This is a genomic window from Acinetobacter sp. Leaf130, from assembly GCF_001423205.1.
Classification (GTDB): domain Bacteria; phylum Pseudomonadota; class Gammaproteobacteria; order Pseudomonadales; family Moraxellaceae; genus Acinetobacter; species Acinetobacter calcoaceticus.
The window spans coordinates 98,304-113,806 of the sequence record NZ_LMOE01000001.1; the positions used below are offsets into that span (position 1 = coordinate 98,304).

Annotated in this window: 17 protein-coding genes; 16 read left to right on the plus strand and 1 reads right to left on the minus strand. The window is 41.8% G+C overall.

From position 1 onward, the window contains the following. The first annotated feature begins 1 nt into the window (after position 1). Together pnuC and ASF86_RS00445 are read left to right on the plus strand one after the other, a co-directional pair. Positions 2 to 583: a nicotinamide riboside transporter PnuC gene (gene pnuC / locus ASF86_RS00440; protein ID WP_003653131.1), complete on the plus strand. Its 582-nt coding sequence runs from the start codon at positions 2 to 4 to the stop codon at positions 581 to 583. Between the two features lie 14 nt (positions 584 to 597). Continuing rightward, on the plus strand, positions 598 to 897 hold the full coding sequence (locus tag ASF86_RS00445) for a hypothetical protein (RefSeq protein WP_056478447.1): 300 nt from the start codon (positions 598 to 600) through the stop codon (positions 895 to 897). 46 nt (positions 898 to 943) lie between these two features. Here the strand turns inward: ASF86_RS00445 and ASF86_RS00450 are convergent, their stop codons facing one another. Beyond that, positions 944 to 1,756, minus strand: coding sequence for an IclR family transcriptional regulator (locus tag ASF86_RS00450; protein ID WP_003653128.1), 813 nt, complete (start codon positions 1,754 to 1,756; stop codon positions 944 to 946). Between the two features lie 273 nt (positions 1,757 to 2,029). On the opposite strand from ASF86_RS00450, the gene ASF86_RS00455 reads away from it, so the two are divergent. The 14 genes from ASF86_RS00455 (at position 2,030) to ASF86_RS00520 (ending at position 15,484) form a co-directional block, all read left to right on the plus strand. Then, a complete protein-coding gene (locus ASF86_RS00455; protein WP_003653126.1) occupies positions 2,030 to 2,335 on the plus strand; it encodes a non-heme iron oxygenase ferredoxin subunit in 306 nt (101 codons plus the stop codon). 27 nt (positions 2,336 to 2,362) lie between these two features. Beyond that, the gene (locus ASF86_RS00460) at positions 2,363 to 2,662 is read left to right on the plus strand and encodes a recombinase-like helix-turn-helix domain-containing protein (RefSeq protein WP_003653124.1); all 300 of its coding nucleotides are present in this window, start codon (positions 2,363 to 2,365) and stop codon (positions 2,660 to 2,662) included. Positions 2,663 to 2,678: 16 nt separating this feature from the next. Next, positions 2,679 to 3,746: an aromatic ring-hydroxylating oxygenase subunit alpha gene (locus ASF86_RS00465; RefSeq protein ID WP_017388716.1), complete on the plus strand. Its 1,068-nt coding sequence runs from the start codon at positions 2,679 to 2,681 to the stop codon at positions 3,744 to 3,746. Continuing rightward, a complete protein-coding gene (locus tag ASF86_RS00470; protein ID WP_056478449.1) occupies positions 3,739 to 4,503 on the plus strand; it encodes an SDR family oxidoreductase in 765 nt (254 codons plus the stop codon). The genes ASF86_RS00465 and ASF86_RS00470 overlap by 8 nt, the downstream gene beginning before the upstream one ends. 11 nt (positions 4,504 to 4,514) lie before the next feature. Then, positions 4,515 to 5,444 carry a VOC family protein gene (locus ASF86_RS00475; protein ID WP_056478451.1) on the plus strand — a complete coding sequence of 310 codons (930 nt, stop codon included), beginning with the start codon at positions 4,515 to 4,517 and terminating at the stop codon, positions 5,442 to 5,444. A 28-nt stretch (positions 5,445 to 5,472) separates the two neighbouring features. Beyond that, positions 5,473 to 6,684 carry an NAD(P)/FAD-dependent oxidoreductase gene (locus ASF86_RS00480; RefSeq protein ID WP_004641727.1) on the plus strand — a complete coding sequence of 404 codons (1,212 nt, stop codon included), beginning with the start codon at positions 5,473 to 5,475 and terminating at the stop codon, positions 6,682 to 6,684. 42 nt (positions 6,685 to 6,726) lie between these two features. Next, positions 6,727 to 7,950 (plus strand): MFS transporter, encoded by a 1,224-nt coding sequence (locus ASF86_RS00485; protein ID WP_005042319.1) that lies wholly within the window; start codon positions 6,727 to 6,729, stop codon positions 7,948 to 7,950. Between the two features lie 23 nt (positions 7,951 to 7,973). Further along, on the plus strand, positions 7,974 to 8,495 hold the full coding sequence (locus tag ASF86_RS00490; RefSeq protein ID WP_017391724.1) for a cupin domain-containing protein: 522 nt from the start codon (positions 7,974 to 7,976) through the stop codon (positions 8,493 to 8,495). Positions 8,496 to 8,531: 36 nt separating this feature from the next. Next, positions 8,532 to 9,356: an alpha/beta fold hydrolase gene (locus ASF86_RS00495; RefSeq protein ID WP_056478453.1), complete on the plus strand. Its 825-nt coding sequence runs from the start codon at positions 8,532 to 8,534 to the stop codon at positions 9,354 to 9,356. A gap of 15 nt (positions 9,357 to 9,371) precedes the next feature. Continuing rightward, entirely contained in the window at positions 9,372 to 10,166 is a 795-nt protein-coding gene (locus ASF86_RS00500; protein WP_056478455.1) for an SDR family oxidoreductase, read from the plus strand. Positions 10,167 to 10,181: 15 nt separating this feature from the next. Then, positions 10,182 to 10,973, plus strand: coding sequence for an aspartate dehydrogenase (locus ASF86_RS00505; protein ID WP_003653106.1), 792 nt, complete (start codon positions 10,182 to 10,184; stop codon positions 10,971 to 10,973). 13 nt (positions 10,974 to 10,986) lie between these two features. After that, positions 10,987 to 12,453 carry an aldehyde dehydrogenase gene (locus ASF86_RS00510; protein ID WP_056478457.1) on the plus strand — a complete coding sequence of 489 codons (1,467 nt, stop codon included), beginning with the start codon at positions 10,987 to 10,989 and terminating at the stop codon, positions 12,451 to 12,453. 38 nt (positions 12,454 to 12,491) lie between these two features. Continuing rightward, positions 12,492 to 14,132, plus strand: coding sequence for a thiamine pyrophosphate-binding protein (locus ASF86_RS00515; RefSeq protein WP_056478459.1), 1,641 nt, complete (start codon positions 12,492 to 12,494; stop codon positions 14,130 to 14,132). 155 nt (positions 14,133 to 14,287) lie between these two features. Next, on the plus strand, positions 14,288 to 15,484 hold the full coding sequence (locus ASF86_RS00520) for a hypothetical protein (RefSeq protein WP_056478461.1): 1,197 nt from the start codon (positions 14,288 to 14,290) through the stop codon (positions 15,482 to 15,484). Positions 15,485 to 15,503 lie beyond the last annotated feature (19 nt).

The following is a 15,503-nucleotide window of genomic DNA, read 5'->3' on the forward strand; positions in this document are numbered from 1 at the left end:
TATGTCACCTTTAGAAATTTTTGCAGTCTTGATTAGCCTAATTGGAGTTGGATTAACTGTTATTAGGAACATGTGGTGTTGGCTGTTTAATTTCTTTGCCTTTGTTTTATATGCTTATTTGTTCTACGAATTTAAGCTTTATGGTGAAACGATTTTGCAGTTCTTTTTCATGGTCGTAAATTTTTATGGTTTTTACTACTGGTTCAAGGGAAAGCAGCAAGATCATGACATTCGTATTGAACCGATTGCAGTTCAAAAAGCAATTTTTCAAATGATTATTGCAGCGGTAGGTGGTTTGCTCTTTGGTTTGATTCTTAAAAACTTTACCGATGCGGCTGTGCCAATGCTTGATTCGCAACTTGCAGCGTTTAGTTTACTCGCAACCTATTGGACTAGTCGCAAGCATATTGCAACATGGGTACTTTGGGTGTTCGTTGATATTATTTATGTAGGCATGTTTATCTATAAAGATTTATTTTTAACAGCCGCTTTATATGCAGCCTTTGTTCTAATGGCAGCTTATGGTTGGTATCAATGGGAAAAGGTTAAAAAGAAACAGAATTTATCTTCTGAGCCGATTTAGTTTGGAGAATGGTCATGTTGTTGAGCTTAGATGGTTATAAACAGCAACAGTTTGATCAAATTGCCGCAAAAATAATGGCAGAGCCAGAAAAATATTGTGAATTTAATTCAGTGTCAGATTTTTATAATGCTGAATGGTTCAAGGATTTTCCACAAGGTACTCAGGTGTCTGCTACTGGTTTAGATGATGGCGCTGAAGAGTTTTATACTGTTGTACAATTTAAACAGCAATATTTAAAGTTTGATATTAAAGAAAACCATTCAACAGTTATTTTTCAAGATATGAATGGGAACGTATTTAAGCGTAATTTTTAATTTCTGAAATAAAATTGCAAAAAAAAGCGACTTAACGTCGCTTTTTTTAATAAATAAATTTTGAAATTTTGTTTGCTGTTTCAACGACTAGGCTTGCAATATCTTCTTTAAACGTTCTTTCATCATAGGTTGTAATTGGGCAACTCACTGAAATAACAGCGACCATTTTGCCATTTGACTGTTTAAAGATAGGTGCCGCACAGGCTGCCATATCATGGTTATAATGACCCCAGCTCACCATCGTTTTTTGTGTTTTTACATAAACTAATCTTTGCAATAAGGTTTTTAAATTGGTTGGAGTCAGTTCAGAAAAACTATCCCAATCATCAAAGTTACGGTAACGCTGACGTACTTCAGTTTCAGGTAAATCAGACAATAACATTTGACCAATTACGGTTGCATGGGCAGGCCAGCGAGTACCTAAGCTAATGTTACTCGTGAAGGTTCCCATCGACTGAATATTATTTACAAAGACAATATGTGTGCCTTCTAAAATAGAAAGGTGCACGGCAAGTTTGGTTTGATCACGTAGTTCTTTCATTAATGGTGTCGATAAATCGAGCAATGAAAGTTTAGATAAACTGTTAAAACCTAATTCCATGACTTTTGAATCAAGTGCATAAGTTTTTTGAGAAGCTTTCCTTAAATAGCCGCAAGATTCGAGTGTATAGATTAGACGAAATGCACTAGAACGGTTCACTTCTAAAATTTCAGCGATTTCTGTAATCGTCATTTCTTGTGCTTGTTGGTTAAATGCTTGCAAGATGGCTAAACCCCGTACAAGACCGGGTACTAAATATCGATCATCATTTTTTGTTGTTTCTGATTCTTGCGAATCTTCTTCAATAGTTAGGCTCATTCGTGTCATTTTCCTATAAATAAAACAAGGTTCAATTTGGGGCATGCTGCTTTATTTTAGAACTATTGTAATTGTTAAAAATACATAAAACAATTTTTATATTTAAAACTTTGTTTCTTGTTTGAAACGTAACAAAATATTTAAAATTCATTAAGCCAATGAATTATCTATTTATTTTTACTTTGACAAAAAATGATCAAGGGTATTATGCTTAGCTCATGTTTTGAAAATCAAATTATGTTTTGTATATAAAACAAAATGAGGACGCAAGGTATGAGCTGGATCTCAATTTGTCAGCAGGGTGACGTTAGCGAAGATGAGCCGAAAGCCATCGAAATTGAAGGGAAGAAAATTGGCGTATTTTTCGTCGATGAAAATTACTTTGCGATTGAAAATGTTTGCCCTCATGCATATGCCTTATTAACCGAAGGATTTATCGAAGATCAAACTGTTGAATGTCCATTGCACGAAGCAATTTTTGACATTCAGACAGGTGAGCTAAAAAGTGGACCGGGATGTAGAAACCTATGTACGTACCCAGTTCGTGTTGAAGGACAAGATATTCAAATTCAACTCTAGTCCTCACAGGTACAAGGAAGCAGAACAATGAAGACATTTAATGAAAAGTTGGCAAGCTGGATTCATGCAACGCCGGCAACCGATGCAGGCATCAACAATATTCAAATTCCTGGTCAATCTGAATTGTTGGTTTGGCAAACACGTTATAAAGAACCAACCGTCTACGAACAAGACTTTGTAAAGAACTTGATTCAAGCATTTTCTGCGGGCGCAACAGCATTAGATGACGTTGTTTCTGCACTTAATCAGCAGGGTTTCCGCTGTGAATCTGGTGATGAATGGACTTCTGCGAGCTTTACAGAAGAAATGCAACGTTTAGGTTATTAATTCAAGGAAGAATAAAATGAACGCAATCGTATCAGCTTCACAAAGCGCTGAAGAATATTTAGAACTCGGTTTACGTGATCAATGGCATCCGGTTTTAGCAAGTTGGGAAGTGGCTGCCAATCCGGTCGGAATTACCCGTTTGGGTGAAAACATTGTGGTTTGGCGTGATGCCGAAGGTCAGGTACACGCACTTGAAGACCGCTGTCCGCACCGTGGTGCTCGTCTTTCATTAGGCTGGAACTTAGGTGACCGAGTTGCTTGTTGGTATCACGGTGTTGAAGTTCGTGCTGATGGTGTGGTTGCAGATGTACCAGCCGTTCACGAATGTCCAATGACAGGAACTAAATGCTTAAAAAGCTATCCAGTTAGTGAACAGCATGGCGCAATTTTTATTTGGTTTGGTATCGACGCAAATGAACAGCCAAAACCGCTTGAGTTCCCAGAACAACTTGCAAGCGAAGAGTGGAGTGCATTCCTTTGCCAAGCCGACTGGAAAGTAAACCATCAATACGCGATTGATAACGTGATGGACCCAATGCACGGGACCTATTTACACGCGACATCACATTCGATGGCAGATGGTGAACGTACCGCAGAGATGAAGCACCGTACTACAGATAATGGCTTTGTTTTTGAAAAAGAAGGCCAAACGGGTGTGAACTTCGACTGGGTTGAATACGGCTCTACAGGTGCAAGTTGGTTACGTCTTTCAATTCCGTACCGTAAACAATTTGGTCCGGGTGGCGAATTTTGGATTGTAGGTTATGCAACGCCAATTGATGCCAACAATACCCGCGTATTTTTCTGGCGCTGCCGTAAAGTAAGTGGCTGGCAACGTAATGTATGGCGTTTCTTATATCGCAATCACTTAGAACAGTTGCATTGGGATGTGTTGGAGCAAGACCGCATTATTTTAGAAAACCTTGCACCAAATGCGCGTGAAAGAGAATTCCTCTATCAACACGATGTGGGTCTTGCACGTTTACGCCGTTTAATGAAGAAAGAAGCTGAGAAGCAATTAAAGAAAATTGCTGCACTAAATGCATCAAACCGTATTGAGATGCAGGAAGAAGCTCATGGCTAATGTAGCGTTGCTGCAAGGCAAAAAAGTTTTAGTGACTGGTGCTGCACGTGGTTTAGGGCGAGATTTCGCCCAAGCGATTGCTGAAGCTGGTGCTGAGGTTGTAATGGCAGATATTTTGTCTGAGCTCGTTCAGCAAGAAGCACAAGAGTTACAGAAACAAGGACTTCATGTTCATGCGGTCACCGTTGACCTTGCCTATGCGACCTCGATTGAAAATGCGGTAGCAAAAAGTGTTGAGCTGTTAAAAGGGTTGGATGGCCTTGTGAACTGTGCGGCGCTTGCAACGAATGTAGGTGGAAAAAATATGATTGATTATGATCCTGAACTTTGGGATCGGGTCATGAATATTAATGTGAAAGGCACATGGCTAATCAGTAAGGCATGCGTTCCACACTTAAAGCAGTCGGCTGCTGGCAAGATTGTGAATGTTGCATCAGATACTGCTTTATGGGGTGCGCCGAACCTGATGGCTTATGTGGCAAGTAAAGGTGCAATTTTTGCCATGACACGTTCAATGGCAAGAGAGTTGGGGCAGTTCAATATCTGTGTCAACACATTGTCTCCAGGTCTGACTTTGGTTGAAGCAACCGAATATGTACCGCAGGAACGTCACGATTTATATGTCAACGGAAGAGCGATTCAGCGTCAGCAACTTCCACAAGATTTAAATGGGACAGCATTGTATCTACTGTCGGATTTGTCCTCTTTTGTGACAGGTCAAAATATTCCGGTCAATGGCGGTTTTGTCTTTAACTAAGGAGTAGTCAAATGATTACAGGGATCGAGATTTTAAAGTTTGGAGTTGAAGATAGAGCCGCTTCAAACAAGTTTTTAGCAGATTTTGGTTTAAACCAAAGTGCTTCTGATATTGAAGGCACTGATTTATATCAGACTCAAAACGGTAGCAAGATTTATCTATTTAATTGTGATGATGACCGTTTGCCACCTGCGATTGAGCAAGGTTCAACTTTACGTGAAGTCACGTGGGGTGTTGATCATGCTCAAGACCTTGAAGACTTAGCAGGCCGCCTAGCCGATGTAAATGGTTTTAAGCGTTCTGAAAATACAGTTCAGTGCCTTGATCCAAATGGCATGACCATTCGTTTTGAACAAAGTTTTGTGAAAGATGTTCAAGAACTTAAAACGGAAGGCATTAACCAATACGGCAATATTCAACGTGTGAATGCGGCAAGTCCTGTCTATGAAAAAGGTCAACCTGTTGCGATTGGACATGTCGTGTTCTTCACACCAGATTTAGCAGCAACTGAAAATTTCTATATTGAAAAAATAGGCTTTCATTTGTCTGATGCCTACAAAAATCGCGGTGCATTCTTACGTTGCCGCGGTAAAGGTTATCACCATGATTTATTCTTGCTTAGTGTTCCAAATAAACCTGCTGGTCTAAATCATGTTGCTTTTGTCGTACGTGATATCCATGAGGTGATTGGGGGCGGTTTAAATATGAATCGTTCGGAATGGTCAACCTTTATTGGACCGGGACGTCACCCAATTTCTTCAGCTTATTTTTGGTACGTCAACTCACCATTAGGCGGTGCATTTGAATATTACACCAACGATGATTATTTGACAGAAGAATGGCAGCCACGTGTAGAAGAACATCGTCTAGAGCTTTTCACCGAGTGGGCGATTGAGGGGGGGCTTGATGACACAACCCGCCGTCAGGTGAAGCCTGTTTAACAGGTATTGCTTTACAAGGAAGATGGCTATGGAAAAGATCGTAATTGTAGGTGCCGGACAGGCAGCGGGTTGGGCAGTAAGCACACTACGCCAAAATGGTTATGTGGGCGAAATTCACGTGGTTTCAAATGAAGATCAAGTGTTTTATGAGCGTCCGCCACTGTCTAAGCAAGTACTTTCAAAAGAAGCAACTTATGAAAGTTTGAATCTGTTTTCTAATGAGCAGGTTCAAGAGTTCAACGTTCAATGGCACAAACCGGAAATTGCGACAAAAGTCGATCGTGAACAAAAACAGGTTCATCTAGAAAGTGGTCAGGTTTTGCCCTATGACAAATTACTGATTGCAACAGGAAGCCGTGCACGTGTACCAGTCAATACATGGCAGTTCATTCCAAATGTTGTGACCTTACGTAATGTGCATGACTGTGAACGTTTGGCTGAAATTTTAAAGCATGCAAAGAATGTCGCTGTGATTGGCGGTGGTTGGATTGGTCTTGAAATTGCGGCAACTGCGCGTAAGCAAGGTAAAGAAGTTCATATTTTTGAATATGGCGATCGTTTATGTGCAAGAAGCGTGAGTCCTGAAGTCTCTGCATTTTTAAAAAATATGCATGAAACCCAAGGCACAAAAATTCATTTAGACAGCAAGAGCCTACATTTGGTTGAAGCACCTCATCAAAAAGTTGAAGTGGTGAATCATCCACAAAATAGTCAATTGTTTGATTGTGTGGTGGTGGGTGCGGGTGCCGAGATTGCTAAAGAGTTAGGTGTACATGCTGGCCTCGATGTGAAAGATGGCATTGTGGTGAACTGCTTTGGACAAACTTCAGATCAACACATTTATGCCGCAGGCGATGTCGCGATTCATCCGGGTTTGGGCTATTGCATTCAGTCTTGGGCAAATGCACAAAATCAGGCAATTGCCGCAGCGAAGTCGATGCTGGGGATTGAAACTGAATATACGGATATTCCTTGGCTCTGGTCTGATCAATATCACTTTAATATCCAGATATTAGGTACGTATCAACCTGAAAAAACGAAAGAGTTGGTGATTCGCCAAGGCGGTGAAGATCAGGTGAGTTATTTATATCTGGACCATGAAAATCGTTTGCTGAACATGATTGCCATTAATGATTCGAAACTGGTCAAACTGGCAAAACGTTGGATGCAAGCCAACACTGTTTTAGACCCAAAACTGTTAGAAGATTCTGAATTTAATGTCATGAAGTTAAAACCGTAAACATTAAATCTGGTTCTCATTACCAAATCGAAGGAATGACACATGAGTAATGAAGAAAAAAGTGGATTAAAGCATTGGGTACCTGCTTTTGTCCTTATGGTGTGTGTGGTACTGGCATTTTTCGACAAGATTAGTATTGCGGTTTTATTTTCAGATCCTCATTTCCAAAGTGCAATGGGAATTGCTGAAGATAAGGCCAAGCTGGGATGGCTCATGACAAGTTTCTTACTTGCTTATGGTTTTTCATCAGTCTTTCTAAGCTTTTTGGGTGACATTTTTAACCCGAAGAAAATGCTGTTTTGGAGTGTAACTTCATGGGGCTTACTCATGTTTTGCATGGGGTTCACCACCAGTTATTCAGGCATGTTGATTTTACGTGTACTTCTCGGTTTGGCAGAAGGTCCATTGTTTGCCTTGGCTTATACCATTGTAAAACAGACATATACAGACCGTCAGCAAGCACGTGCTTCAACCATGTTCTTACTTGGAACACCAATTGGTGCATTCCTTGGGTTCCCGATCACTGCAAATGTTTTGGCACACCATGACTGGCACACCACTTTTTTTGTGATGGCTGGGTTAACGCTAATCGCTATTTTCAGCATTGTTTTCGGTTTGCGTAATTTGCAACTTAAGAAAACTGTCGAAATTGAAGGCGAGAGCAAACGTACCAATTTCAAAGGCCATATTGCTAATACCAAAATACTTTTGAGCAATAGAGCGTTCTGGCTGGTTTGTCTCTTCAACATTGCATTGATGACTTATTTATGGGGCTTAAATAGCTGGGTTCCTTCTTACTTAATGCAAGACAAAGGCTTCAACCTCAAAGAATTTGGAATGTATTCAAGCTTTCCATTCATTGCCATGTTAATTGGCGAAATCATCGGTGCGTTTTTATCTGACAAGTTGGGTCGCCGTGCAATTCAAGTCTTTAGCGGCTTATTACTCGCAGGCATTTTCATGTATGTGATGGTCATCATGACCGAGCCATTATTGATTATTGCAGCGATGTCTTTAAGTGCGATGGCTTGGGGTTTTGGAGTGGCCGCTGTATTTGCTCTGCTTGCAAAAGTAACCACCTCAAATGTAGGGGCGACTGCGGGCGGAATATTTAACGGTTTGGGTAATTTTGCAAGTGCAATTGCACCTGTACTTATCGGTTACATCGTGATGCAAACACATAGTTTTAATTTGGGAATTACCTTCTTGGCTGCTGTCGCTGTCATTGGGTCATTTTTCTTGGTTCCTCTTTTAAAACGATATTAATTCACTGTATAGGAGTTTAAAAAATGACTACACAACAATTCGAATCGTGGGCACAACCAGAAAATTCTTCTTTAGAAGATTGGTTAAACACGCGTATTGCTCGCTTTGAGACACGTAAATATGACTTTGATGCTTTGAAGTTCCAAGCCGATTACGACCCGAAATATCGCCGTGCGCAAATGCGTTACATGGGTACAGGTGCAACAGGTGTTGCAAATGACGGTAACACTGTACCAGCAGAAAACTTTACGTTTTCGACCATGGTGTTGCCACCACAGTGTGAAGGTCCTTTGCACATTCACCACGACGTTGAAGAAGTTTTCTTTATGCTTCGCGGCGAAATTGATTTGTTCATTGAGCACAACGGCGAAAAATTCGAAACCCGTTTAAAAGAGCGTGACTTGATTTCAATTCCACCGGGAATCTACCGTGGTCTATTTAACCCAGGTCAAGAAGATGCCTTGATGTGTGTGATGTTGGGAACAGGCAAACCGACGATTCCAAACTATCCACCAGAGCACCCATTGTCTCAAATCAAACGTTAATCGTTTGATGATGTGAGTTAAGGGAAAGGAATAAAAATGATGACACTCATTGAAAAGTTAGCAGAATTTCCGGTTAAAACGGTGACTGTGCAAGGCCAGCAACAAGCATATCGAGAAGCCGGTCAGGGCGAATACCTTGTGCTGTTACATGGCATTAGTTCAGGTTCTGCTTCTTGGGTGAACCAACTTGAAGTGCTGTCTCATCATTTTCATGTCATTGCCTGGGATGCACCGGGCTATGGCAAATCAGATGAACTTTTAACTGATCAGCCGAATGCTACCGACTATGCAAAGCGTTTGGCAGCGCTGTTTGAAGTTTTAAAAATTGAAAAAGCAATTGTTGTTGGCCACTCATTAGGCGCCTTACAGGCGAGTGCATTTGCTGCACTTTATCCAGAACGAGTAGAACATTTGGTGATCGCCAATTTGGCTCAAGGCTACCAACGTCAAGATGAACAAACACAAATGCAGGTTTTTGAAAAAAGACCAAAAATGTTGAAAGAGTTAGGCGCTAAAGGAATGGCAGAAAGCCGTGGGCCTCATTTGATTTATAAACAAGAACCACAAGCCTTAGCTTTAGTTTCAGAGGTGATGCAACAGTTGACCTTACAGGGATTCACACATGCATCGTACTTACTTGCCTATGACGAAATACGTAATTATTTAACAGATTTAAAAGTCCCATGCACAGTGATTGCAGGGCAGCAAGATCAAATCACTCCTGCGTTAGGTATACAAGAGCTTGCTCAGGAATTGCAGTTGGAACAGCACTACATCATCCAAGATGCAGGACATTTAAGTTATGTCGACCAACCGCAAGCATTTAACCAAATTATGTTGACGATTCAGGAACAATCGTAAGAGAGATTAAGGATTATGAGCTTCCAAGTTGAAGGAAAAGTTGCAGTTGTTACGGGTGGCTCCTCTGGGATTGGGCTGGCTGCTGTTGAAATACTGGTTGTAGAAGGTGCAAAAGTAGCTTGGTGTGGTCGCGATGAAGAGCGTTTGAATGCGTCAAAACTCTATATTTTAGAGAAATATCCGCATGCCAATATTTTTACCAAAGCATGTAATGTGTTGAAAAAAGAAGAAGTTCAACAATTTGCCAAAGACGTAAAACTCAATTTAGGCAATGTTGATATGCTCATTAACAATGCTGGACAAGGCCGCGTTTCAAACTTTGAAAATACGCAAGATGAAGACTGGATGAAAGAAATTGAGCTGAAGTATTTCAGTGTTTTACATCCGGTTCGGGCTTTTCTTGAAGATTTAAAACACTCTGCAAATGCATCGATTACCAATGTGAACTCGTTACTGGCATTGCAACCAGAGCCACACATGATTGCCACTTCATCAGCACGAGCGGCGTTGTTGAATCTGACACATTCTTTGGCTCACGAGTTTACTCAGTATGGTGTTCGTGTGAACTCGATTTTACTCGGAATGGTCGAGTCTGCGCAGTGGAAACGCCGTTATGAAACTCGCTCAGACTTAAACCAGTCATGGGAAGAATGGACAGGCAATATTGCTAAAAACCGCGGTATTCCAATGCAGCGTTTAGGCCGTCCTGAAGAACCAGCCCGTGCTTTAGTTTTCTTGGCATCTCCATTGGCATCGTACACCACAGGTGCGGCACTCGATGTCTCAGGTGGTTTTAATAAACATTTATAAATATCAGGTGCTGTCATGAAAAAGTTGATGATGATTGGTTTTGGAGCAATGGCAGCAGAAGTGCATGCTCACTTGCCTCAAGATTTGCAACTGAAATGGATTGTCGTGCCGTCTCGTAGCGTTGAAAAAGTTCAATCACAAGTGTCTTCAGAGATTCAGGTGATTTCAGATATTGAGCAATGTGATGGTGCGCCAGACTATGTCATTGAGGTGGCAGGTCAAGCAGCAGTGAAAGAACATGCTCAAAAGGTTTTAGCGAAAGGTTGGACCATAGGCCTGATTTCGGTTGGAACTTTAGCTGATAGCGATTTTCTGATTCAGCTCAAACAAACAGCTGAAGAAAATAATGCCCATCTGCATTTACTCGCAGGTGCCATTGCTGGCATTGACGGTATTTCAGCAGCCAAAGAAGGTGGCTTGCAAAAAGTCACTTACAAAGGCTGTAAAAGTCCAAAAAGCTGGAAAGGGAGTTATGCAGAGCAATTGGTCGATTTAGACCATGTGACTGAAGCTACGGTCTTTTTTACCGGAACTGCTCGTGAAGCTGCCATGAAGTTTCCAGCAAACGCCAACGTCGCTGCAACGATTGCACTTGCTGGGCTTGGAATGGATGAAACCATGGTCGAATTAACTGTTGATCCAACGATCAACAAAAACAAGCACACCATTGTGGCCGAAGGTGGCTTTGGGCAAATGACCATTGAACTGGTTGGCGTGCCGTTAGCAAGTAACCCGAAAACATCAACTTTGGCTGCGCTTAGCGTGATTCGTGCTTGTCGCAACAGTGTAGAAGCAATACAGATTTAAGAAGGATTTGATCATGGCAAAGGAAATTTATATTGCAGGTGAATGGCGTTTGGGCCGCGGTGCGGTCATCCAAAGCCTGTTTCCGGCAGATCAGTCTGTCAATGCAGAAATTTCGACTGCAACGCTTGAAGATGTGAATGAAGCGATTGAAAAGGCTGATCAAGCTTGGCGTCAACCCAACTGGAGAAATAGCTTGCCGCATGAGCGTGCACGTATTCTCTACAAAGTTGCAGACATTATTGAAGCACGTGTCGATGAATTAGCAAAATTACAAACACGCGATAACGGTAAGCCTTTAACCGAAACACGTGGTTTGGTGATGAGCGCTGCGGCGACTGCACGTTATGTTGCAGCGGCTTGTGAAACGCTGAATGATGAGCTAACCACTCAACGTGCTCCAGACTTTATGACCATGAGCGTGCATGAACCTGTAGGTGTTGTGGCAGCAATTACACCTTGGAACTCTCCAATTGCGAGTGAAGTTCAAAAGCTTGCCCCAGCTTTGGCAGCTGGAAATGCAGTGGTGTTAAAACCGGCTGAAGCAACATCACTGATTGCTTTAGAACTTGCCAAAATTTTTGAAGAGGCAGGTTTGCCAAAAGGCTTACTCAGTGTGTTAGTTGGTCGTGGTTCGGTTATTGGTGATGCAATTGCTCAGCACCCGTTGGTTCGTAAAATCTCTTTTACAGGAGGAACAACCACGGGCCGTCATTTAGCTCATATTGCAGCGGAAAAACTCATTACCACATCGCTTGAGCTAGGTGGCAAGTCACCAACAATCGTTCTGCCAGATGCTGATGTAGAACTTGCTGCTAAAGGCGTAGCGTACGGTATTTTTAGTTCGGCAGGCCAAGCGTGTATCGCAGGCTCTCGCTTGTTTATTCATAGCAGTCTTTACGATCAGTTTTTAACGCGTTTGGTTGAAATAACCAAAGGCTTACGTGTGGGCCATCCAGAACAAGCTGGTGTGCATTTAGGGCCACTGGTCAATGACAAACATTTGCAGTCGGTTGACCGCTATGTGCAACTTGCCAAAAGCGAAGGTGGTCAGGTTCTGATTGGTGGTGAAGCATTAACCACTGGTGACTATGCCAAAGGCAGTTATTATTTACCCACCATTATTACGGGTTTAAGTAATAGTGCTCAAACCTGTCAGGAAGAAATTTTTGGCCCTGTTTTAGTCGTCATGAAATATGACAACGAACAAGATTTGATTGCTCAAGCCAATGACAGTTGTTTTGGTCTTGCAGCAGGCATCTGGACTGAAAGCTACCGTAAAGCTTGGCGTATTTCCCGTGTGTTAGAAGTGGGAACAGTGTGGATTAATACCTACAAAAAGTTCTCGATTAGTGCGCCGTTTGGTGGCTTTAAAGACAGTGGTATTGGGCGCGAAAAAGGCCGTTTGGGCATTTTATCGTACATGCAGCAAAAGAGTATTTATATGGGGCTGAATGAACAGCCTAACCCTTGGTGCGATTAATAGATTCAAGGACTGAAAACAAATTTTGAGGAACAGACATGACTGAACGTGTAAATGTAGGCGAAGCAATCGCAAGAGTTTTAGAAGCGCACCAAGTTGACAGTATTTATGGTGTTATTTCCATCCACAATTTACCTATTGCCGATGCAGTTGGGCGCCGTGAAAAAATGCGCTTTGTTGCAGCTCGTGGTGAAGCGGGTGCGGTCACTATGGCAGATGCACACTCACGCTTTAAAGGCTTGGGTGTAGCACTGACCAGTACTGGTGCTGGCGCTGGTAATGCGGTGGGTTCACTGATTGAAGCGATGAATGCGGGTAGCCCTGTATTGCATTTAACAGGTCAGGTTGAGCGTGAATATCTTGACCGTGATGCAAGTTTCATTCACGAAACCAAAGACCAACTTACGTTTTTACGTGCATCAAGCAAAGCGGCATTTCGTATTACAAGTCCAGACAATGCAGTGGGTGTAATCCGTGAAGCCATCCGTGTGGCAACCACTGTTCCAATGGGGCCAGTAAGTGTTGAGTTGCCAATTGATGTACAAGCGGCAGAAATTGATTTGCCACTTAACTTAGGGCCAGTCAAAGCATTGCAATTGCCACAAGCGGATCAAGCTGAAATTGATCTTCTTGTGAATGAAATCAAAAAAGCAAAACGCCCAATTTTCTGGATTGGCGGTGGAACTTTAAATAGTGTTGCCGAAGTTAAAGCAATTGCAGATTTAGGTATTCCGGTTGTGTCATCTACACACGGTCGTGGCGTATTGGCAGATGATCATCCACGTAGTTTAGGTGCATTCCACAACTCGGCAGCGGTTGAGCAGTTATTAAAAGATGCCGACTTAATGGTTGTATTGGGTTCTCGTTTACGTAGTAATGAAACCAAAACTTATTCGGTTGAGTTCCCTGAAAATATTATTCAGGTTGATGCTAACCCAATGGCTCAACAACGTAATTACAAAATTCGCAACTTCATTTGTGGTGATGCCAAAGATGTCTTAACACGTGTGTTGGAACAGCTTCAAGGTACTTCAAAAGTTGATGCCGATTACGATGCTGCTGTAGTGGCGGCTAAACAAGCTGCAATTGATGCACTGCGTAAGCAAATCGACCAATACGCTTTAATTTGTGATCACTTGCGTGCAGCTTTACCTCAAGACGGCATTTTTGTACGTGACATCACCATGTCGGGCAGTACATGGGGCAGTCGCTTGTTCCCTGTACAAGCACCAAACCAAAACATTCACTCACTCGCGGGTGCAATTGGTTTAGGTCTTGCAACGGCAATCGGTGCTTCGGTTGCTAACCCTGACAAAAAAGTGATTGGTTTGGTCGGCGATGGCGGCTTAATGCTTGGCATTGGCGAAATTGCAACCATGGTCCAAGAAAACACCAACATGGTCCTAATGATTATGAATGATGGTGGCTATGGCGTAATGCGTGGCATTCAAAATAACTACTTTGGTGGTCGTCAGTATTTCAATGAATTGCATACACCAGACTACAAACTTCTTGGCGAATCAATGGGTGTGAAGAGCTGGAAAGTCGGTAGTGCAGATGAGTTTAAAACTGTCATTCAAGAGGCGGTTGCATTTGAAGGACCAACGGTAATTGAGCTCGATATGAACTCGATTGGACCATTAAACTTTGCGGGTCCACCGCAAAAGAAACTGTATTAACCAGTTTGGATGGTTTAGTACATATGCGATGGGAGCTGCTAAGCCATCCTTTTTTTAGATATATTTTTTTATCTAAAAAACAATAAAAACGAAGTTTTATAGGTAAAACAAATAAAGTTCCAGCAGGATGCTGGAACTCAATCAAGGATGTAGAGATGAAAAAGACTTCATTGATCATGGCATTCATTGCACCACTCGCTATGGGGATGAGTGCAAGTGCGTTTGCAAAAGACTCATTACTTGAATGGAAAAGTGATGATGGAACTGACTCATTAAAGTTAGGTGGGGTGGTTCGGTTAAATCAGCGCTATGAAGATTGGGAAGGGCCAAACCGTGGTTTTGGTAAGCTCCATTTTGATATTTTCAGGATAGATCTAAAAGGTAAATTTGATGATGCCTATATCAATGCCAGCTATATGGTTCAAGACCAACAGAAAACGTCCATTGAAAAAGCATATGTTGGCTATAACTTAGATGCCAATAACAGCATTGAAGCAGGTTTGGTTTATAAGCCTTTTACGATTTATCCTTATCCGCAAAATGGCTGGACCTATCACATTCCATTCTTTTTAGGTTATGGCAATAACATTGCACCGGGGATCAACTGGAATTATCACAACAAAGATTGGGATGTAAAACTCGGTTATTATCCTCAAATGTTAGAGACGAACCTGCGTTATTCCCCTGAAAGTGCAACTTATGATGACTTGGCAGGAAATGCATTTCCATCTCAAAAAGCCTATCAAAATGAAAAGCGTCATCAGGTGAATACCCGCATTGTTCGCAAGTTAGAAACTGATTTCGGTAAGCAAGAGTTTGGTGTATCGGGTGCAATTGCCCAGTTGCATAATGACATCACTGACAAAGACGGCAAATATTATGCAGTCGGTTTGCATACTGAAAATAACTATAAGCGCTTTAACTTACAAAGTTCGGTCATTCATTATCAGTACGATGCTAAAAATCCGGATGGTGTAAACAGTGATATGACTTTGATGGGAGCGAATGGCCTTACGCCTGCTTATTTCATTGCTTCGGAAGGTACGATTGCCAGTTTAAACCTTGCCTATACGTTGCCTGTGACCAATATGGGCAAGCTAAAAGCCATTAAGTTTTATAATGACTATAGCTATCTCGATAAAAAACGTGATGATTGGTCAGATTCGCAAATGAACACTACAGGCATGATGTTTATAGCTTCACCATTTATGGTTTGGGCAGATTACACGTGGGGCAAAAACTCCAACATTATTGGTGGGGCGACCAACTCAACAGGGTATACCTCTGCCACATCACCCAACAGTGATAAGTGGTTATACCGAATTAACTTTAATATCGGTTTTACTTTCTAAAGTGACCCGTAATAAAAAA